Source organism: Sulfitobacter aquimarinus, assembly GCF_040149565.1.
GTDB lineage: Bacteria > Pseudomonadota > Alphaproteobacteria > Rhodobacterales > Rhodobacteraceae > Sulfitobacter > Sulfitobacter aquimarinus.
In genome coordinates this window covers 1-19,076 of the sequence record NZ_JBEFLO010000014.1, presented here as the reverse complement: position 1 = coordinate 19,076, position 19,076 = coordinate 1, and the positions used below count along the sequence as shown (strand labels likewise).

At 58.1% G+C, this 19,076-nt stretch carries 22 protein-coding genes and 1 pseudogene; 2 read left to right on the top strand and 21 right to left on the bottom strand.

The window, feature by feature from the left end:
- Positions 1-154: 154 nt before the first annotated feature.
- The 21 genes and pseudogenes from ABMC88_RS17380 to ABMC88_RS17280 form a co-directional block, all read right to left on the bottom strand.
- Positions 155-937 carry a phytanoyl-CoA dioxygenase family protein gene (locus ABMC88_RS17380; protein ID WP_349578148.1) on the bottom strand — a complete coding sequence of 261 codons (783 nt, stop codon included), beginning with the start codon at positions 935-937 and terminating at the stop codon, positions 155-157.
- On the bottom strand, positions 921-1,706 hold the full coding sequence (locus ABMC88_RS17375; RefSeq protein ID WP_349578147.1) for a hypothetical protein: 786 nt from the start codon (positions 1,704-1,706) through the stop codon (positions 921-923). The genes ABMC88_RS17380 and ABMC88_RS17375 overlap by 17 nt, the downstream gene beginning before the upstream one ends.
- Before the next feature lie 160 nt (positions 1,707-1,866).
- Entirely contained in the window at positions 1,867-2,754 is an 888-nt protein-coding gene (locus tag ABMC88_RS17370) for a hypothetical protein (RefSeq protein WP_349578146.1), read from the bottom strand.
- Positions 2,751-3,536 (bottom strand): class I SAM-dependent methyltransferase, encoded by a 786-nt coding sequence (locus tag ABMC88_RS17365; protein ID WP_349578145.1) that lies wholly within the window; start codon positions 3,534-3,536, stop codon positions 2,751-2,753. The genes ABMC88_RS17370 and ABMC88_RS17365 overlap by 4 nt, the downstream gene beginning before the upstream one ends.
- Positions 3,533-5,026 carry a B12-binding domain-containing radical SAM protein gene (locus tag ABMC88_RS17360; RefSeq protein ID WP_349578144.1) on the bottom strand — a complete coding sequence of 498 codons (1,494 nt, stop codon included), beginning with the start codon at positions 5,024-5,026 and terminating at the stop codon, positions 3,533-3,535. Before ABMC88_RS17360 ends, ABMC88_RS17365 begins: the two co-directional genes overlap by 4 nt.
- Positions 5,027-5,029: 3 nt before the next feature.
- Positions 5,030-5,842: an SAM-dependent methyltransferase gene (locus ABMC88_RS17355; RefSeq protein ID WP_349578143.1), complete on the bottom strand. Its 813-nt coding sequence runs from the start codon at positions 5,840-5,842 to the stop codon at positions 5,030-5,032.
- 10 nt (positions 5,843-5,852) lie between these two features.
- Entirely contained in the window at positions 5,853-6,362 is a 510-nt protein-coding gene (locus tag ABMC88_RS17350) for a hypothetical protein (RefSeq protein ID WP_349578142.1), read from the bottom strand.
- Between the two features lie 184 nt (positions 6,363-6,546).
- Positions 6,547-7,626, bottom strand: a pseudogene (locus tag ABMC88_RS17345) (TrbL/VirB6 family protein).
- A gap of 284 nt (positions 7,627-7,910) precedes the next feature.
- A complete protein-coding gene (locus ABMC88_RS17340) occupies positions 7,911-8,099 on the bottom strand; it encodes a hypothetical protein (protein ID WP_349578141.1) in 189 nt (62 codons plus the stop codon).
- Positions 8,096-9,082: an ATPase, T2SS/T4P/T4SS family gene (locus ABMC88_RS17335; RefSeq protein ID WP_349578140.1), complete on the bottom strand. Its 987-nt coding sequence runs from the start codon at positions 9,080-9,082 to the stop codon at positions 8,096-8,098. Before ABMC88_RS17335 ends, ABMC88_RS17340 begins: the two co-directional genes overlap by 4 nt.
- Positions 9,083-9,086: 4 nt before the next feature.
- The gene (locus ABMC88_RS17330) at positions 9,087-10,466 is read right to left on the bottom strand and encodes a TraB/TrbI/VirB10 family type IV secretion system protein (RefSeq protein WP_349578139.1); all 1,380 of its coding nucleotides are present in this window, start codon (positions 10,464-10,466) and stop codon (positions 9,087-9,089) included.
- The gene (locus ABMC88_RS17325; RefSeq protein WP_349578138.1) at positions 10,463-11,158 is read right to left on the bottom strand and encodes a TrbG/VirB9 family P-type conjugative transfer protein; all 696 of its coding nucleotides are present in this window, start codon (positions 11,156-11,158) and stop codon (positions 10,463-10,465) included. The genes ABMC88_RS17330 and ABMC88_RS17325 overlap by 4 nt, the downstream gene beginning before the upstream one ends.
- A 2-nt stretch (positions 11,159-11,160) precedes the next feature.
- The gene (locus ABMC88_RS17320; protein WP_349578137.1) at positions 11,161-11,814 is read right to left on the bottom strand and encodes a VirB8 family type IV secretion system protein; all 654 of its coding nucleotides are present in this window, start codon (positions 11,812-11,814) and stop codon (positions 11,161-11,163) included.
- Between the two features lie 15 nt (positions 11,815-11,829).
- Positions 11,830-12,525 carry a type IV secretion system protein gene (locus ABMC88_RS17315; protein ID WP_349578187.1) on the bottom strand — a complete coding sequence of 232 codons (696 nt, stop codon included), beginning with the start codon at positions 12,523-12,525 and terminating at the stop codon, positions 11,830-11,832.
- 113 nt (positions 12,526-12,638) lie between these two features.
- On the bottom strand, positions 12,639-13,793 hold the full coding sequence (locus ABMC88_RS17310; RefSeq protein WP_349578136.1) for a lytic transglycosylase domain-containing protein: 1,155 nt from the start codon (positions 13,791-13,793) through the stop codon (positions 12,639-12,641).
- Entirely contained in the window at positions 13,783-13,950 is a 168-nt protein-coding gene (locus ABMC88_RS17305) for a hypothetical protein (protein ID WP_349578135.1), read from the bottom strand. The genes ABMC88_RS17310 and ABMC88_RS17305 overlap by 11 nt, the downstream gene beginning before the upstream one ends.
- A complete protein-coding gene (locus ABMC88_RS17300; protein WP_349578134.1) occupies positions 13,947-16,322 on the bottom strand; it encodes a VirB4 family type IV secretion/conjugal transfer ATPase in 2,376 nt (791 codons plus the stop codon). The genes ABMC88_RS17305 and ABMC88_RS17300 overlap by 4 nt, the downstream gene beginning before the upstream one ends.
- On the bottom strand, positions 16,312-16,590 hold the full coding sequence (locus tag ABMC88_RS17295) for a VirB3 family type IV secretion system protein (protein ID WP_349578133.1): 279 nt from the start codon (positions 16,588-16,590) through the stop codon (positions 16,312-16,314). The genes ABMC88_RS17300 and ABMC88_RS17295 overlap by 11 nt, the downstream gene beginning before the upstream one ends.
- Complete coding sequence (locus tag ABMC88_RS17290) at positions 16,583-16,867, bottom strand: TrbC/VirB2 family protein (RefSeq protein ID WP_349578186.1); 285 nt, start codon at positions 16,865-16,867, stop codon at positions 16,583-16,585. Before ABMC88_RS17290 ends, ABMC88_RS17295 begins: the two co-directional genes overlap by 8 nt.
- Before the next feature lie 107 nt (positions 16,868-16,974).
- A complete protein-coding gene (locus ABMC88_RS17285) occupies positions 16,975-17,589 on the bottom strand; it encodes a lytic transglycosylase domain-containing protein (RefSeq protein WP_349578132.1) in 615 nt (204 codons plus the stop codon).
- Positions 17,590-17,632: 43 nt separating this feature from the next.
- Positions 17,633-17,986: a hypothetical protein gene (locus ABMC88_RS17280; protein WP_349578131.1), complete on the bottom strand. Its 354-nt coding sequence runs from the start codon at positions 17,984-17,986 to the stop codon at positions 17,633-17,635.
- Positions 17,987-18,188: 202 nt separating this feature from the next.
- Between ABMC88_RS17280 and ABMC88_RS17275 the strand changes: the two genes are divergently transcribed.
- Both ABMC88_RS17275 and ABMC88_RS17270 read left to right on the top strand, forming a co-directional pair.
- Positions 18,189-18,449 (top strand): hypothetical protein, encoded by a 261-nt coding sequence (locus ABMC88_RS17275; protein ID WP_349578185.1) that lies wholly within the window; start codon positions 18,189-18,191, stop codon positions 18,447-18,449.
- A gap of 124 nt (positions 18,450-18,573) precedes the next feature.
- Positions 18,574-18,831 (top strand): helix-turn-helix domain-containing protein, encoded by a 258-nt coding sequence (locus tag ABMC88_RS17270; protein ID WP_349578130.1) that lies wholly within the window; start codon positions 18,574-18,576, stop codon positions 18,829-18,831.
- Positions 18,832-19,076 lie beyond the last annotated feature (245 nt).

Genomic DNA, 19,076 nt, shown 5'->3' with positions numbered 1-19,076 from the left:
TCTGCAGTGGGTTCGCGACGGGAAACCGCAGTCATTGAACTTGATGAATACCTAAACCTCCATCTTTTTCTCACCATGTTTCATAGCGAAACCTTTCGTCCACTATCGACGTAAGTCGGTGTAAGTTTGGTGCACTTTGAAGTGCCTAGGCAGCTTAACGGGTCATTCGGGGAGGCAACACCCACCCGTCCTTTTGAGTGCGCGGTACGTTTAGCTCGGCGCCTTCGAGCTGTGAAAGCGTAAATTGCGCGACTGGACAGTCGCCGCCGTCTCGCAAATCGAACGGATATTTGCGTCTCACGACGGGGTTCGAAATAAGCCGGATCCCGGGGTCCAGCTTCGGCGACGCGCTATGCACCACAAAAGGGTGCATGAGAAAAACATCACCAGCTTGGCCTACGATGGGAGCTGCTCCTTGGCTGTCTGAGACAATTTCATTGTATGGCAGGTCCATTTGCCAGACGCCTTCTGGATTTGCATTGAGGGCACGGGCGATGGGGCCAATGGAATCCAAGATCACCTGAGTGGGTCCAGAGGAAACGTTCACATCAGTCCACAAGACGATCATGAGCAACCCTTGCTCTGGTGAGTTGATGAAATGGCGAAAAAAATCCCCATCAATATGCCAGCCAAAGGCCTGCTCGAGATTTGGTCCAATATTGGCCACAGGGCCATTTGTGAGCCACGCATCTTCGACGGCGTCATGACCGCCCAAGAGCGCTTCACATAGGGCCCAAAGATCAGGCGCAACCTCGCTCAGCACCACTTTCTTGGTCGGCGTCGGGGCAACCAAGCCAGGTGGCGTATTGCTCAAGCCCAAGGCGACCTCTTCGCGCCATGTGTTTAAAAGGGTTCCTGACCCGAAATCCAATGCGTTCGGGATCTTTACGATCCCTTGGCGCAAAAAGGCCTCCACTGCGTTATCCAAAGCAGTCACGAACGAGCCCTCCGATATCACAGGTGGACAAATCGAAATCCAGCTGACGCAATTGCGCGGTGTTGAGCAACTTGCTCAGGTTGTCTTGAATCTCGACCTCGGGGATGCTGGTATCGACGACGAGCTGCTCGAGGCGGTGCCTCGCCCCATCTGGCGTCAAAGTTGATAGACGGTAACTCCCTGCCAGTTCTTGCCCCACATCTCGCAACAAAACGACCATATCTGCATCTGTAGCGATTGGGGGGGCGCAGTCTTGGATTTCATCAAAATGGAGAAGGTATACCGTACCGGTTACCTCTGAGACCGTCACAAAGGGCATATGCATATTCGCGACGGCCTCTTCCAAACCCGGCAGTTTCTTCAGGGTTTCTTCGCGAATTCCTGTGGGGGTCAGATAGGGAAGGATTTTCGCGCGCTGCCGATCCAGCATCGTGACATTGTCCGAAAGCGGCGCGCCCCCCGCCTGCACGATCGCATTGGCGATGGTAGACTTGCCTTGATAGGGAGGCGCAACAAAGATGATCCCGCGCCCACTGGCGGTGCGCACGGCACTTGCATTGATCGCCCACACACGCTTGTTGAGAGGAGGGAGGGTATAGGGCGGCAAGGGCGACGGAACGGAGCTCCACTCGTCGAACGCAGCCCACAGCTGTAAATGGTTGTCTTGGGCCAGGTACATTGCCTTCCTAGAGTAGTTCTTGCGAAAAATACTCTCGATGAAACTGTTTGTTGATCCAATCACCTCGAAAAACACTTCAATCTCGGGCACGGTCGTTGCGCTGAGATGATGTTTATAAAAATATCTCCACTGCTTTGCCTCGTGGTCTGACGTGACATGCAAACGCACTGGCACACCGAAAAAATCAAAATCGACCGAGTGGCTACACCGTCTGCGCACCGCAAGCGCCTGTTCCGGGGACTGGATGAATTCAGAAATGGCAGCTCTCCAATTTGCTATTCAGGCATGACGCAACCTGATCCAATTGCGTTTCGAGGTCATAGCGCAGAGTCCAACATGGCAATCCCTTAATCCAAACAGGAAGCTGATTGCCGTTGAGGTTCTTTTGCAAGGTGCGAATTTTGTCCTCTTGGGGACAATCAACCAACATGGCCGGTCCTTGACCTGGCTCGTTGCACAGGCTCACAAGAAACTGCAGGGGGGTTTTATTGGGCAACCATGGCAGACCCAAGGCCGAGGCATGTACCATATGCGTCGACACATCTCCAAAATCGATCTTTGTCGATTTAGTATTCCCGGCGACAGCCGCCAAAAGCTCAGGAACTAGGTTAAAGGTGTTATCGCGGATTCCAATGGGACGACGAAAGGCCTGGATTGTGCGATCTTCAACCCGGATGGCGGCAAGGTCATCAGTCAACAACCCCCACCCCGCGAAGGCGAGTTTCAGTGACAGTGCAGACTTACCGCTGAAAGAGGGGCCCATAAACAGCCCGCCATGCCCATCAGGCGTTGCAAGCGCCGCCGCATGAAAGAACCCATAATCCGTACTTAAGGGCGGGAGCGTGAAAGGAGGAAGCGGCGTTTCCCGCTTCGACTTTTGCTCAAAACGGTCCCAAAGCACCCAGTCTTGTCCTTCAACCAAGTGCCAGATTTCTTTCTCAACGGTCTCGTCTGTGAGGCCGGCGATGAAACCGCCACGGCTGGTGCGGAAAAAAAAGCTCTGCTTTGGCTCGACCGCAGCACTGAGATGCTCTGCAAAATAATTCGCGATGTGCTCTGCGTCTTCGCGCGTTGGGAAATAGTATTCGGTCTCGGTTCCCCAAAACGACAGTCGAACGCGAAAGCTCTGCTCTGTCATGTCTTGCGACCAACCAAAATGAACTGCGCTGCGTCTTGGTCTGCCGCGCGTCGTTGATCGGGCCATACCCAATCCGCGGACCCGATAGAAGCGTGTACTGCAAAGTTAAGACCGCAAAGCGTGCCTTCAATGTCGCTTGGCGGCACCAAGAATAGGCACTGAGTTGGCAACCGGCTTACAACTCCATCGTGAGACACGCTTACGTCGTCACAAAGGACCCCGGTCTCAGTGTCGTATTGGTAGTGGCGGCGAGATTTGCCTGGCCCTATGGCGGGATTTTCGAATGCGACCTTGAAATCGGGACGCTTTGAGAAATAGGCCGGATTCAGCTGCCCGATTACTAAGTGCCCGCCGCTCGAAACACTCTTCTCACATATTTTCCCAAGCGTTTGGCGTGCGTCGCCCCACGGCCAGATGGCAAGCACCGAGTCCCAAAGGATGACCAATTCATAGGGTTCTTGCGGGATGAACTGGCGCAAGTCTGCGACCTCAAAACTGGTTGTGCCGGCGACACCATGGCGTTCGGCGCGACGTCTTGCGCGGTCGATCAGATGTGTGGAAATATCAACCCCGTCGATGCGCCAGCCCAGCTTGGCCATTGCACAAGAAAGCCGCCCAGAACCACATCCTAAGTCTAGCGCGCGACCCGGAGTTGAACGTTCGACCAGATCCAAAATCTGCGCGGCGTCCTCTTCCGCTCCAAAATCCCCATCGGCCCAACCGGGCCAGACCTCATGTTGCATTTCGTAAACGGAGGGAGCGTTCTCTTCGCCAGACGTCATTCCGCCGCCATCCGCATATGCTGGTCTCGCCAATCATTCACAGCGATTTCTAGCAGCCTACGTTGCTTTTTGATCTCTGGGGTCTGCAGGCTTTGAACCGTCACTTTGCTTGGGCGCAACTCACAATTGTGGTCTGCCTTCGGTAAAACACGTTCAAACGCGGACCCTTGGAACGAAATAGAGATGCCCAGGCGCTCGCGGTCTCGAAACAAAGGGCTTCCAGGCCTGATATCACACTCCGAAATATATCGCGGGGGTGGAAGATGCGCGTTTCCCTCGGCAAATTTCAAGTTCTCTTCGTAGTGCGCAGCGGTATCGCCTGGTCGCCCAATGAGAAGGCCATAGACCGGCGAGACATCCGCCTGTTGGCAGGCTGTCAAAGCCGCCACATTGTCGGCGACCGTCATTCCCTTGTTCATCGAGGCAAGTTGATCGTCGCTAAAGCTCTCGATTCCAACCTGGGCACGGCGTACCCCAAAGGATCGCAATGCAGACAGCATATTCGCTGACCAATCAGCCATAATCTCTACAAAAATATCCCAGTCGGCATCCCCTCGCCCGTTGCACTGTTTGGCAAAAGCGGGTGGCAAACTGGTATCCAATAGATGAAACCGTTTGATTCCGTATTGGTCCGAAATCTCTTCCATCTGCGTCAGAACATCCTGCGACTCGAATCTGCGAAACCGGCCATAGGCCACATTGAAATTGCAAAAATCGCATTTGTCCCAGTAACATCCCCGCGACAACTCGTAGCTGACCGAGGTTAGCGACTTGTCAGTCTCGGTCACGGCGGTAGCTTGCAAATAAGCACTGTAATCCGGTCTGGCTTTCAGCACCTTTGTCCGCCCGCCCCTAATGATGCGGTCAACGGGGTCATCGGCCTTGTAGCTTTGGATGATCTGAGAGATCACCTCATCGCCCTCGCCGAAGACAATGGTATCCAAGCTTGCATGGCGATCTAACAGATCCTGGCAGGTCTCAAGGCTTCCCAGATAACCGCCGAGCACAATCTTGATATCGGGTGCTTCAGTTTTGATTCGTTCGGCGAGCCACAGCGACGCAACCAGTTGATAATGCGTGGCCGAGAACGCAACAACCCGAGGTCGTTTTCGTAAGATGTCAGCCACGAACGCATCCATGCAGGTGTTCCACGCCGCAAAAAACTGGTGCAGATGCTCCAACGTAAGCGCGGGCGCCTGTGGCACCGTGGTCTTCATCTCTTGCAAGATCGCACCCGCCTCGCTGGGCGACCATCGGGCAAGAACCAGAAAGTCACCGAGATAACGGATCGATTTCAGCCCATCATACAATTCCAAAAGCTCTCGTGACAGAAGGTCCACACCGAAGTCATGATGCAAATGCGCACATTCAACGGACAAGTCATTAATGCCGCAAAGCGCCGCGAGATATTCTATCGCATAGCTTGGCCCATAAGCGGGAAAGAACGGAGCCGAAACGAAAATCGCGTCCAACTTGTCGTGTCGCGCCATGCCTTAACCCTCGTGAAACACGTTCTGCGGATTGGACATCTCACGTATGATGCGGTCATCCTGATTTGGTGCCGCCGGCGGCAGATAGAGGCTCATACCGGTGTGGATGAGATCTGCATCATCGGCCATGTCGTTCACCGTGGTATGATGCATGATGTCCTCCATACCCTCAAGATGGCCACATGTGATAAAGACCGCGGGATGCTCTGGCGAATAATCTTGCAGCAGATAATCGCGCAGTTTCACAAATCGATCTGGGTGGTTGCGCCGAGCGAGCGTCAGATCCAGCGCGCCGAAGGCGCCCACTTGCATGATAAAGCTCGCAACGCTTGGGTTGGGCCGAACCTGGTTTATCACCATCTTGTTGGCTTCAATCACCAGCAAGCCGGCAAGTCCAATATCCAGCGTGAACCGCTCCAACATAACGGCAACGCTTGAGATGCCAGAAATGACCCGCCAAGTGCCTCTGATCGTGCGCAAATGGGATAGCAAACTTTGGCAAGTATCAACCAACACCATCGGGTGCCCATAGGTAACAAAGGCGACCCCAGGTCCGTTGCCTAACTCGGACAAAATCATCTCTACTTGCTGAGTATAGGCGTCAGTTGAGGCTGTCTTGCGATAATGATCGCCAAGATCGACCGCCGTGCCGCCAACCAAGTCACAAATGAATTCGTGGCTGGCCGTAAGGTGAAAGGCCACACGGCTCTCTTGAAGCGCCCTCTCTGCTTCGCGGGTCAAATGGCGCTCGGGCTCAAGCCCAACACCGATAAAGGATATGTCGGGCTGCATTTCAGCGCGATAAAGCTGCGTCATTAAACTAGTTCTATTTTTCTTCCTTCATAGTTATTTTCTTGATCACAGGATTGGTGATCCGGACTCGGCTGGCGTGAGACTGTTGATGCAAGCCACTGGCCACGACAATCTCTTCAATGGTTGGGTTCTTGACGCGCGCCGCAACCGGGTCCCGATGCTGCTGGTGCAGGCCGCTCGCCAAAACGATCTCTTCTATGGTCTGGTTGGCGATGACCTCGGGGCCTTTGGCTTGCTGGTGCAGGCCACTCGCCAGAACAACTTCCTCAATGGTAGGGTTGGTGGCGGCAACGGGGTCGTGGTGCTGTTGGTGCAGGCCACTGGCCAGGACGATTTCTTCAATCGAAGGGTTCTTTACGATTTGCGGGTGCGCTTGCTGATGTAAACCGCTTGCTAGAACAATTTCCTCAATGGTGGGGTCAGCAATTTTCACTTCAATTGATGCGAAGCCTTGCTGGTGCAAGCCACTTGCAAGAACGATCTCTTCAATAGCTGGCTGTTTAATTTTTTTGCTGTCAGTCAAAACGAGTTCCTCCGTAAATCGTAATTTACAGTAACGGAAAAAGTGAAATTACGCAATCCTGGATTGTAGGCTCTAGGGGTAGGTAGCCTGCATGCGTAGCAGTCGGTAATCAAAAATTGAGTATTTGAAGAAGAGCTGCGGTCGACGCCTATTGACCGATCGGTGAATGGTCGGTCGGGGTCGTTCACCGTCTTCCTAGACGACCCAGCCTTGAAAGCTGCGCCAGCATTCGGGCTCCTGTGCCGGTCGCGTCGCCGGAAGGAGCTGCGGTTGGTCCACCCGCAGTATTGGGTCGGCTTGGCAACGCTTGCACACCAAAGAATTGTCGCGCGCGCAGGGCTGCGTATTCGGCGCCAGTGGCGCCTCCGATGGCGTACCTGTTGTAGACCTGTTGGCTGCCGGCAAGCCCTCGTGCAAAGGCATAGCTGCCTCCAAAGCCGGCTGAGAGTGCTGGCATCATGATGTGTCCAGAAATCGCCCGAACCAGGAAGGGCGTTGCCAGGATGAAGCCCTTTGCCATCAGCACCATCATGAAGAACGGAATTAGCGCGCCGATGTTGGAGGCACCTTCCGGGTCGCCCAGCTCAGCAAGAAGCGCACGAGAAACACCCGTAATCGTTGCAAACACACCAGCAACGACGATGGGGTACATCGCAAAGGAAATCAGCGCCGAAAGCCAGCGCGCGAAATAATCCTTGGTCACTTCAAAGAGGGTCAGGAAGATCATGATCGGTGCAATGCCGATCAGCAGAGCGATCATGAGCCTGGACGCAACGACGATGAACGCCGCCAAGCCACCTAGGATCGAGAGCAGCAAAACCCCAAGGGTGTCCAACAGGGCGCCGGCCATTCAGTTCAGTTCAGACCCCGCGGCATTCAGATAGTCCCCGAGTGCTGCGATCAGGTCATCAAACTCTTCTGCAAAGGTGCCGGATGGGCCGGGTGACCCGCCGCCAACAGAGGCCACGAGCGATCCGGCAATGCTGTCGATCCCGTTCAGGATCGCCGCAGCAAGGATGTTGAATTGTACCCAGTTGGTTGCAAATGCGCCTATCAGTCCGATCTTCACAGCGAGCCAGAAGGTCGTGCGCCCGTCCATGGCGCGATACTGGTAGATCGTGTTAATGAAAACCAGAATGACAACGAGCGTGGTGCCGAGTACCAGCATCGTTCCGACTGTAGCGGCGACAGCACCGAATTGCGTCTCAGCTGCGGTATTGAGATAGCCTTCGGCCGTTTCTACGAAGTAGGTGACGACGCTCATGGAACCCTACCAGTTTCCAGCGGCTTCCCAAGACGGATACCGCGTGGGACATTCGCAGCTTTGGGCCTCAACGATGCGTTGCATGCTCTGTGCCCGATAAATCTGTTGGATCAGGAGCCGTTTGTGGGACTTGCGCACATCTATGTTTTGCATCCACTCTGGCTCTGGAGGTTGATTAGGGCAGACATCCGGCTGGTTTTCGAGGGTTGGGATCAGGTTCCGTTCAGCGACGCCAGCGGTTTCGCTGAGAACGACGAGCAGGCTTCCGATTGCAACGGCTCGCATCATGCTGATGCCGCCTTCGTATCAGCGGTCTCGCGCTTCAAGAATGTGGTATAGCCGTAGTCACCGGCTTCAGCTGTGATGACTTCCCACCCGTCCGCGCCGCGCTCATTCAAGGCGCTTCGCATCACGTCGTAGTCCTTTTGCTTTTTCACCTGGAAAAACAGGATATCGTATTCAAAGGTCTTCATGGGGAAGCTCCAATTGCGGGTGCGCCAGGGAGGTAGAATTCGGTGATGCCGCGTTTGCCGTCATGGCGACCGGCCTGGATGATCACGTCGATGGAATTCTCAATATACTGGATCATGTCGGCATAGGTCATCGGGATCTCGGTCTTGAGCGCGGCGATGGCCAGACGCTGAACGGCCAATTGCGGGGTTTCTGCATGAAGGGTGGTCATGGACCCGCCATGGCCAGTATTGATCGCTTCGAGGAAAGTCATCGCCTCCTTGCCGCGCACCTCGCCGAGGATGATCCGGTCGGGGCGCATGCGCAGCGTGGCAGTGAGCAGCACATCAGCAGTCTGGAATTCCGCATCCCGGTTGGCGATGAGGATCACGGCATTTGGCTGGGTCGGTAGAAGTTCGGCGGCTTCCTCGATGGTGACGATGCGTTCCTCGGATGGCACATGAGAGAGGATCTTCCGCGCGGCGACAGTCTTGCCGGTGGAAGTACCGCCCGAGACGATCATGTTGAGCTTGTTGTCTACGCAGAAGGCCAGCGCATCGTCGATGACGCCAGACGCCACGACCTCGCGCAATTCCCGGGTTTTCTCGAGGCGGAGTTCTTCGAGCTTGCGTTCTTTGCCAAAAAGGAAATCCAGCGCAATCCCGTCAAGCGGCAGGCTTGAGAAGAACCGCAGACTGATCGACATGGCAGTTAGCACAGCGGGTTGTGTGATCACCTGCGCCCGGATCGGTCGCCCCTTGTAGGTGATCGAGACCGAAACGATCGGGCGATCCTTGCTCATTGCCGTGTTGGCGGAAGAGGCGATCTGATTGCCGAGGTCCTTCACTTCTGTTGCTGTCAACTCATGGTCCAGCTTTCGCATGAAGTGATCACCCTGGAATTCTCCCCAGCAGATCCCGTCAGGGTTGATGCAGATCTCGATGACATCGTCGCGTGCTGCGGCTTCGATCCGATCAAGCGAGGTCTGGAGATAGCTCAGCGACATGGGCTCAGAAGATCTCCAGATCGCGGTCGACCATCACCGTGACGCGCACGCCCTGGTCGACATAAATGACGGGACCGATCGAAAGGTAATCGCCGATCACGCTGTCCGTAGCATCGGCAAAATCATCGCCCACGTCTTCGAGCACATCCGCTGCGGTCTCATCCTGCACATTTGCAGCGGCCGCACTTGGCGCGGCGGAAATCAGCGAAATCAACGCCGCTGAGCCGAAGCGCTCATCAAACCGGGTGTCGACAAAGCCGGTTACACCAGAGCGGCCAAGTTCATCGCCACCGAAGGAGCTGATCTGGATCGTCTGGTTGTCGGGCAGGATGATCCGATCCCAGGCGATGGTGACCCGGCGCTGCGCGATATCGACGCCTGAGCGATAACGCCCTATCAGGCGGGAGCCGCGCGGGATCAGGAGACGAGAGCCGTCGAAGCTGTAGACATCTTCGGAGACGACGGCCCGGGTCTGGCCGGGCAGGGAGCTGTCGAGAGCGGTTTCCATGACGGCCTGGATCATGGTGCCCTGGATGATCGTGTTGGAGGGATTGGCGATGACTTCTGCCTGTGTCACAGAAGTGGGCAGCGCGCCGTTCAGCACGAAATCCGTCACTTCACCAAAGGTGCGCTCGGTCAAGGCCGTCTCATTCGCTCCGGACGTGCCGCCAAAGGCGATGGTGGGCGAGGTGATGCGGCGCTCCTGAAACGCGCGCTCCTCAGCAGCACGGCGCTCAAGCTCCGCGAGCCGCCGTGCCTCTTCCTCCCGGCGGAGCCGTTCTTCATCCCGCGCGCGCAGCTCGTCCTCTGTAGGTCCGATAGGTGCGGTAATGGGACGGTTGGCCTCAAGCTGCGCGAGTTCGAGGTCCATGCGGAGTTGCTCCAGCTCGCGGTCGCGCGCCGTGAGCTCATCGCGAAACTGCTGCTGCACGGCTTCCGACGCGGCTTGCAAGGCGGCGATCTGGGCTGACAGCGCATCGATGGCTTCGGCGGCAGCGGTATCTTCTTCGACCACCGGTTCGGGCGCGTTGCGCAACTCCTCGATTTGAGCCTGAAGGGCGGCGAGCTGCGCCAAAAGCTCGGCATTCGGTTCCACCGGCTCTGATGCGACCAGAACGACTTCGGGCTCCGGCGGGGGGAGGGTTTCGATAGCGCCGAACCCGTCGCCCTCGTTCTGGAATACGTCCGGTGTCGCTGTAGGCAGGGCCTCCTCTTCCTCAGGTTGGGATATGAAATAGAGCAACGCACCGCCCGCGCCGATCACGAGGACGACGACCAAAGCGAGCAGCGGTGAGCGCCGTGGGCCAGGGGGCGAACCAGCGCCCTTGCCTTGTTCTAGAGCAGCGAGGCGTTTCTCGAGGTCTGCGTTTCCAGTATCGCTCATGAGCCTACCCCCGCAGGTGGTGTGGCCTCGATGCAGACCACCTCCTTCCCGATCCGCAGCACCCATTGTCGGTTCACGCCTGAAACCCGGATCACGCCTTCCTCGGTGGTTTGCGTGTTGACCGTGCGCTCACGGCCATTGGCGTAGCGGAAGATCGCAGGCACCGGCGCGTTCCGCGGAAATTCGAAATACGTGAAGGTCCCATCATCCCAGACGCGGGTCGGGGTGAACTCGGTACGTGCGCTGGCCCCGTAATTGTAATTCGGGGCCTGGGCCGCGATGGCACGTGTAGGCCGTGCATTGTCTTCGGGGTAGCGGAACTGGACCACGTAAAAGGTCGGGCTGCGGGTCTCCTGGACGTTAAAATAATAGCTGCGACGGTTGGTGTAGACGGTCACATTGGTATGGACACCGCGCGCGACGGGCTTGATCGCGAAGGCCTGCCCGCCCGGCACGCCGTCGATCTCGAAGCCTTCCGTGTCGCCAGCGATGATCGAGCGAATGCTCTCGCCCTCGCCGAACTCGACAGTGGTGACATGGGTCAGCGAGACATTGAGCCGATAGACCTGGCCTTCCTGGTAGGTGGCCAGCCGCACCCGATTGTCGCTGGGCCCGCTGCGCGGGATGGCTTCGGCGGAGGCAAGGCCGGGCAACAGGGCAATGACAAAAATAAGCGATCTTGTGAACAACAAGGTCAGTTCTCCAATCTGTCGGAGCGGATGGAATATTCGAGCACGGTAAAGCCGAAAGGGTTGGTCCAGACCTCGTCGATGGAGCGTCGGGTCTCGGGGCGGAACTCGAAGAGAAGGGTGGCGGTGAAGAGGCCTGTCTGAACGCCATTGATTGACGTCAGGCGCTTGCGCAGGCGGACCGTGGCGCGGTTGGTGCCGATGCGATTGATGCTGAGGATTTCCACATCGAGCCGGGCGTTTGGACCATAAACCGTCGGCGGGTAGTTCTCGTTGGCGCTGTTCCAGATCTGGCGCAACCCGCTCTCGGCAGCACCATCCGAGCGGCGCAAGACGCTGCGGATGCGCAGATCGTTGTCGAGTTGGTTGTAGACCTCGCGGTCGGTCACATAGCGGAAGACCTCCGCCTCGATGACCGCCTGGTTGGATGTGACAGACGTCGCGCCCACCGAAGCCTCGGGCATGGCAAAACCGGTGGCGGGATCATAGGGCACAACCACGGGCGGCGGATCGACATCGAGAATTGCGACAGCCGCCGCGCTCAGGCATCCGAGAATGCCGAAGATGAGCCCGATGAGCCCAAGGCGCTGCCAGAGCCGTTCGCGGCGCAGGGCACCATAGACCAGCTCTTCTTCGATGATTTCCTGTTCACTCGCCACGCGTCACACCTCGGATCAATCTGCGCGCAACTCGGGCAGGGTGAAGTCCATGAAGCGCTGCTCCTCGGCGATGGTGGCGGCATCAATCACGCCACCTGTTCCGTCACCCACGGTCTGCACCGCTTCGAGCTGCCACATTGCCACGAGCGCGATCGCCAGTTCCGCCGTGACGCGTGTGTTAAGATCGACGCTTTCCTTCAGTTCATCCATGTCATCGATAAGCCCGACCAGCCGGTCGACCCGTTCGAGTGACTGGCCAGCATCTTCATAACTGTTCTGGGCCGCGGCCGAGACCAGCGCGCCGGTCGTGGCTTGTGTTGCAACGCGGTTGGCCCCGGCATTGCCGCTGGTGGCCATTTCCGAAAGCGTGTCATCGTCAAAGCCGAGATCGGCCAGCACCCTATCCATCTGAGTTTCGATCTCGCCCGCACCGGAACCTGAGAGGCCGGAGAAGTCACCGGTCTTGATGGCTTCAATCGTGGCGAGGATGTCGCCGAACTCCTGGTCGAGCAGGCCGTTCAGCTCGTCTTCCATCTCCGTGCGGATGATTTCCGGCAATTCAGCAAGTCGGGTGAGCGCTTCATAAGTGCGTTGCAATTCGCCAAGTTGGTCCGTGAGTGTGGCAAGCTGTTCGCGGAGCTGCGTCAGCTGCTCGTTCTGCAGTATCTCGTCTTCGATCATCTGCCGGAGCTGCTGGATGTTTTGTGCGATGTTTTAGGTATCGACGACGGGCACGCCTTGCGCCAGGGCAGGGGTGAATGTGCCAAGATGCAGGCCAATCCCAAGCGTTGTGGCCAAGGCCGTTCTCATGAGTAAATGTCCCATCAGTCTATCTCCCTGATCGTGAATTCCATAAACGCGCCTTCGGCCACACGGGCGCTGGCCTGGGCCATCTCTTCGGCGGAAAGGACGCGGGTGCGCGCGGCCCGAAGCCGGATGCGGGCTGCGACGAGGCGCACGAGCTCGGCGCGGGCATAGGTGTTGAGCGCGATGCTCTCCTGCACGTCTTCCGTCGTGGCAATCCGCTCGACGATGTCCGCAATGCGTAAGGCGGCCTGTCTTATCGCGGCGGGTGAGTTGTTGCCATAGAATGCCGCGCCATGCCCGGTGATCGAGAGGTTGGCATTTGCCAGCAGAGCGGGGTCGATCGTGCCGAGCGCTTCGATCCCGCCGATGCGGCTTAGGTAGAGATTGTAGCGTTCTGGGATGACCTGCACGTAATGCTGGGTCTCGGCGAAGGGCGGCACGCCCCCATATTCGAACACGCGCCCGGGCCCCGCGTTATAGGCCGCGAGCGCGTTGATGACATTGCCGTCGAAGGTGTTGAGCTGGGCCGCCAGGTACCGCGCGCCGCCATGCACCTGCAGGTAGGGGCTGTCATAGTATTCCGGGTTGATGCCGAGATCGCTGGCGGTGCCCGGCATAATCTGGGTAAGGCCGAAGGCCCCGACGGGCGAGCGCGCGCCGATGGTGAACCGGCTTTCCTGCCAGATGAAGGCCTGCAGCAGAGCCCGCCATTGAACCGGGGAGAGACCCGCGCGGCCAACACCGGCAAACCCGCTGGTCTCCTGGGCCACGCGGATGATGAGCTGCTCGATGTTCTCTGCTGCGTCGCCGAACATCTGCGCGCCGCCGGAATTGGGATCGATCTCACCCGTGCCATAGATGGCCTCGACGGAACGAGCGGGATCCCCGCTGCCGCTCTCCAGCCCAGAGACCATGGCCGGCAGGCCCTGACCGCCAAAACTTGTCTGGGCATCTAGGATGCGCTGCAGGGTGGTCAATTGCTCGCGTTCGATCTCGGCGATGAGTTCATGCACGGCAAGCTTGTCGGCCTGAATGGCCAGGTCTGCCTCGCGATCGCCGGTCTCGACGATATCGCGCACTGTCAGCCCGCTGTCATTGGTCGGCACACCTTGGGACAGGGCGAGACCGGGCAGCAGGCAAAGCGAGAGGATAAGGGGCAGCTTAGACCTCAACGTCACCCTCCGGTGCGCCGAGGGGCGTGAAGCTGCAATCCGGCGCGACAGGGGCTGTCGAGGCCAGGAAGGTGAAGCAGTTGGCTTGCGGTTCGCGGTACTGTGCGCAGGAGGCCAATACGCCGAGCGCGGCAAAAAGAAACAAAATGCGTGTCATGAGAGTCTCCAGAAGTCAGGGCGGTCGCGGTAATCGGCTCCGACCAGCGCCTCGCCCTTTTCCATGCCGCCGAGGATGGTGAGATTGGGCCCGAGGGCGCTGAGATCGGCATCGACCACGATCGAGCCTTGATCATCGCGGATCAGCGCAAGGCGGCTGTCGCTACCGGTGTTGAGAAGCACGTCGAGTTCTTTCTCATAGAGGTTCAGCATCGCGTAATCGGCGGCATGGGCGCGGATGTTTGGAAGCAGGATTTGCGTCGGCACCGCCTCGACGATGGTCTTGCCGGTCCGGGTGCGCTCAAGCTGACTGGCGTATTGCGTCATCATCACCGCGACGGTGTTCTGCTTTCGCGCGGTCACCAGCCAGTTCGACAGCCGTTCGGCGAAATAAGCATTGTCGAGCGCCTTCCAGGCCTCGTCGATCACGATGATGGTGGGGCGGCGATCCTCGATCTCGCGCTCGACCCGGCGGAAGAGATAGGAGAGGACGGCCATCCGTTCCTTCTCGGCCTCGCTGTCGAGAATGCCGGTCAGATCGAAACCCACCACATCGCCTTCCAGCGAGAAGGTGTCTTCCAGCGTCTGTCCGAAGATCCAGCCATAGCGACCCTCTTCGGTCCATTCGAGCAGGCGCTGGTGCAGATCGCCGCCATCATCGGTCGAAACGAACAGCGATGCGAAATCCCGCCAGTTCCGCAGGGCGGGGCTCAAAGCCTGCGCGTTCTGGCGCACCACTTCCTGGATGCGGTTGGTCTGCGCCGGCGTGAGCGGCTTGTCGGCACGATAGAGCAGGGTGGCGAGCCAGTCCGAGAGCCATGCCGTGCCGCGACTATCGGTTTCCGTCCACAGGGGATTGAGCCCGGTGGGTTGCCCAGCTTTCAAGGACGCATAGCGCCCGCCATTGGCGCGGACCGCCATCTCCATACCGAGACGGTAATCGAAGACGAAGATCCGCGCCCCTGCTCGACGGGCCTGTGTCATGAGGAAGGCCGAGAGCACCGATTTGCCCGACCCGGGTCGTCCCATGATCAGCGTATGCCCGCTGGTCGGTTCCTTCTCGGGACTGCCTTGCTCGTGATAGGAAAACCGATAGGCGCTTTGTTCGGGCGTGGGCAGATAGGTGATGACTTTGCCCCAGGGGGTTTTCTGAGCAGACTTTCCAAGCTGCGTTCGATGAAACGCCGCGAAATCCGCGAAGTTGCGGTTGGTGATCGCGCTGGTGCGCACGCGCTTGGGCTGGTTGCCCGGATGCTGGCTCAAATAATGCGCCTTGGCTGCCACCCGTTCGCCGATCATCTTCACGCCCTCGGCGGCTGCCGCGTTGATGATCTCGGCGCTGAGAGTCTGTAGTTCGTCGAGCGTGTCACAGAAGATTGTCACAACCATGTGGTGCTCGCCAAAGCTCTGGCGTTTGGCCTCCAGATCGTCGGCGGCGATGTCGAGTGCTTCCATAAGCGAGAGGGCGGCGTCCTGGCTGGCCTGCATCTGGCGCTTTTGCCGCCTGATGCGGCCCGCCATGAGGTTCGAATTGATCGGCGTGAAGGAATGCGTGACGATCATGTCGACCGGCAGGTTCAGCATGTCGAACATGGTGCAGGAGGTTCCTTCCGAGTATTCCCCGATGGTGAAGCTCTTGCCGTAGCGATGTCCCACGACGCCTTCGGAGAGCTCAAAGTGATCCCTCTGAAACGTCACCCGGTTATTGGCGACGTTGACGGACAGGAAGCCGTAGGTATTGGCCGGATACAGCGGCAACTCCTGACCAGTGTTGAGGGCCCCCAGAAAGCCAATCAACTCGCCACTTTTGGCCGTGAGCACCCGTGGGTTCAGCTCGGTCAAACCTGACACGAACACGCTCACGGCCTCGCCCAGACGACGCAGGCGCTTCTCGGTGGCCTCCTTCAGCCGATCAGGCGCGCTACGATTGAGGAAGGGCAGAACGCTTTTTGTGGGCGGGCGGTGAATAACGGTGAGGGTCAGGGTTTTATCGCGCAACCCGCTGGTCTCGAGTTTCGTGCGCCAGAGCCGGTCGACTTCTCCGGCAAAACCGTCTTCGCGTATGGGCTCAAGGTCCGGCGTGATCGCCTTCGAGACCTTGTGGACGTAGTAGCTGAACTCCGGCCCAAGCTGCGCGATGATTCTGGCAAAGAGCGCTGTCACCTTGTCGAGATAGGCATCATCCGTCGTGTAACTGTTGACTCCGTCGAGCCGGATGCATTGGAAGAGCTCGTTCACCCGGGTTCGCACGGTGCGGTCATCGACTAGGCTGACGTAAGGAAGCATATGCGCAAGGCGGGTTTCGCGCGCATACCAATCCGGCGTCATGGTGCGGGGATCGAGCGTTTCGTCTAAGACTGTACTAGGGCGCATAGCTGTCCCCGCCATCGATGGAACGGTTCCGGGTGGGCGGTGTCTCCTGCAGTGCCGTCATCATCACATCGTTGAAACGCGGATCCCAATCTGCGGCCTTCCAAAGCACAGGATAGAGCAGGGCGGCCACGCCCAGCAACGCCATGTGCTGCACCCAGACGAAGAGCAGCACCGAGCCGAAGAGCCAGACCATCGCATACATGATGGGCAGGCCCAGAAGCTTGGGCGGGCGCACGAGGCCGAGAAAGAGGGGCGAGCGCTCAGCCACCGGCAAAGACCGCGGCAACAATAGTGGGGGCGGCGGCGACACCTGCAATGCCGACAAGCACCCAGAGCGCCTGGCGCAGATCGATGATGTTGAAGAACCAGCTCGAGAAAACGCCGAGAACGGCCAGCGTCGCGATGACAACACCAAGTGGGCCGGTCAGGGCATCGACTATGCCCTGCAACAGGCTCTGGATTGGGGAGAGATCAATGCTTTGTGCGAGGGCCGGCTCTGCGACGAGGAGGAAGAGCGCGAGCGAGGCGACAAACAGGTTTGAAATCCAACCGGTTTGGGAAATGCGGTATCGCCAATGCACTGCCGCGCTTCGCGCTCTCGTGACATTGCCGATTAGTGATTTGAGGAATGATTTCCAAAAAGGTTGGGACATCATGAATTTGATCCTTCCAATCGGCCCACGACGGCCATGACACGGGCCACGTGGTTCTGGGTTTCTCTGTAGGGGGGAATGCCGCCGTACTGGCGGACCGCATCCGGGCCTGAGTTATAGGCCGCGAGCGCCAGACGCGGATCACCAAACGTCTCCATCATCATCGCAAGATAGCGGGCGGACCCGTCGAGGTTTTGGAGGGGATCACGCGGGTCAACACCGAGGTCCCGCGCCGTCGCTGGCATCAACTGCCCGAGGCCAATCGCTCCTGCGCTCGAGACCGCATCCTGCCGGTAAGCGCTCTCCACCTCGATATTGGCGCGATAGAGGGTCAGCCAGTCACGGACTGAGAGATCTGCGCGGCGCAGTGCAGGATGCCCGGCATAGCGAAGAGCGGTGGCCTCGATGGCCGCCAGAACATCGGCGCGGGGCAGGGGAGCGGGCCGCGAGAGGGCTGCCATCTGGATTTCGTCTGGCTCAACGTCAGTCTCACCGAGGATCGCCAACTCGTCAGCAGCGGACTCCTGTCCGATACCGTCATTGTAGTTGCGGGCAAAGCTGTCCTGGGAGCGGGACGGAGTCAGAGAGCCATCGCTCTCCATGACCAGTACCATCTGGGCTATGGCTGGATCCGCGAGAAACCAGAAAAGGAGAAGGCTACTTGCTGCCGCCCTTGTCGGCCGCAGCCAGTTTGTGCGTCGTTCGCTGGCCTTCCTCGAGCGGGACATCCGCATGGGAGAAGCCGATGCCAATGAGGAAGGACACAACGCCCGTGATTGTTTTAAACTCCCGGATCTTGATGTCGTTATAGGTCGTCCGGGTACGGGCAGTGACCAGCAGCTTCTCAACGCCATCGTCAGACACGACGCGCATGATCCAGACCCCGTAATAACTCGGGCCCTTCTTGCGTGCCGACTCCTGGCACAGGATTTCTGCGCTGTAACCGCTTTCCACGAGTTCGCGGAAACGTGCTTCCGTAACCACATTTGGTGCTTCGATGTCCCAGTTCATGGCCCGGCTCACGCTTTCAAAAACACGCAACCTCCGGGCATTCCTACTTGAAGCCTGAAGTTACGATAGTATATTATTAACTGCAAGATATATTGCAGAAGATACGGCTGTATCTCGATTACTCAAACTCTAGGCACGGGCATTGGCATCTATCAAGGAAAATAGGGTTTTCAGAAACCTGGGGTTGAGCCGATGGGTGACGATGCAGGCTGTGGCTTTGCTGATGCTCGGTCCGGTCGCAAGCCAAGCCGGATCCTGTCTCGCCCCGGTTCGGCCTTTCGTACCAAGCGATTCGCAAGCCGCCCGGGATTATGCCGACATCATCCGACGGGACTTTGAGGTCTACATCACGGACATTCAGGACTACTTTCGCTGCCTCGAGCAGGAGCGTGCGCGCGCCTTCGAAGAAGCCCGCGAAGTGAGTCGGGACTACGGTCGGTTTCTGGAACTGGTGGGGGATTGATGGGCCACTGGCCATGCAACAGACTTGCATCCCCTGGAAACCAGACGCCGATAACACCCTCAAATATCTACTTTTTAGATAACAGATTTCATCCGCTAGCGACGTCACAAAAGGTATGTGACGCGTGGCGAAAACAATCAGAAGCAAAGGTCAGGAGGCTCTGTGCCAGGCGTTGGTCGATGCCCGGAATAAAGCAGGACTCAGCCAGAACGAGCTGGCGGTCAAACTCAGACATCACCAGTCATTCGTCGCCCGTGTCGAAAGCGGCGAGCGCCGAATTGACGTCGTTGAGCTCATCGCATTGTCCCGGGCCGTTGGATTTGACCCTTTCGAGGTATTGGCGATCGTCGAAGCCGCCACCGAGCCCGACCACAAGATTTGAGAACAAAGCAATTTTGGAGCGTACCGTTTTGAATGTCCCCTCGTGAGATCAGCTGCCTCAAGGAAGAGCAGTTAGCCAACATCCACCAATTGCGTCATGCTTTGCAGGCGAGGCCTGGGAACACGATGCCGCGATTGCAGCGCCAAAGTGCAGGAAGTCAGTAAACAGTGGACCAAGAAAAAGGTGAAGGCGTCGCGATCGCCAATTTGATCGGGACCGATGGGTGCAGCTTTGTTGGTTGGGTG

What these genes read in the sequence shown, in the direction of transcription:
- ABMC88_RS17370 (WP_349578146.1), bottom strand. Translation starts at nt 2,754, where the DNA reads ATGACAGAGCAGAGCTTTCGCGTTCGACTGTCGTTTTGGGGAACCGAG.
- ABMC88_RS17365 (WP_349578145.1), bottom strand. Translation starts at nt 3,536, where the DNA reads ATGACGTCTGGCGAAGAGAACGCTCCCTCCGTTTACGAAATGCAACAT.
- ABMC88_RS17360 (WP_349578144.1), bottom strand. Translation starts at nt 5,026, where the DNA reads ATGGCGCGACACGACAAGTTGGACGCGATTTTCGTTTCGGCTCCGTTC.
- ABMC88_RS17355 (WP_349578143.1), bottom strand. Translation starts at nt 5,842, where the DNA reads ATGACGCAGCTTTATCGCGCTGAAATGCAGCCCGACATATCCTTTATC.
- ABMC88_RS17340 (WP_349578141.1), bottom strand. Translation starts at nt 8,099, where the DNA reads ATGAAGACCTTTGAATACGATATCCTGTTTTTCCAGGTGAAAAAGCAA.
- ABMC88_RS17335 (WP_349578140.1), bottom strand. Translation starts at nt 9,082, where the DNA reads ATGTCGCTGAGCTATCTCCAGACCTCGCTTGATCGGATCGAAGCCGCA.
- ABMC88_RS17330 (WP_349578139.1), bottom strand. Translation starts at nt 10,466, where the DNA reads ATGAGCGATACTGGAAACGCAGACCTCGAGAAACGCCTCGCTGCTCTA.
- ABMC88_RS17305 (WP_349578135.1), bottom strand. Translation starts at nt 13,950, where the DNA reads ATGACACGCATTTTGTTTCTTTTTGCCGCGCTCGGCGTATTGGCCTCC.
- ABMC88_RS17300 (WP_349578134.1), bottom strand. Translation starts at nt 16,322, where the DNA reads ATGCGCCCTAGTACAGTCTTAGACGAAACGCTCGATCCCCGCACCATG.
- ABMC88_RS17285 (WP_349578132.1), bottom strand. Translation starts at nt 17,589, where the DNA reads ATGGTACTGGTCATGGAGAGCGATGGCTCTCTGACTCCGTCCCGCTCC.
- ABMC88_RS17280 (WP_349578131.1), bottom strand. Translation starts at nt 17,986, where the DNA reads ATGAACTGGGACATCGAAGCACCAAATGTGGTTACGGAAGCACGTTTC.
- ABMC88_RS17275 (WP_349578185.1), top strand. Translation starts at nt 18,189, where the DNA reads ATGCAGGCTGTGGCTTTGCTGATGCTCGGTCCGGTCGCAAGCCAAGCC.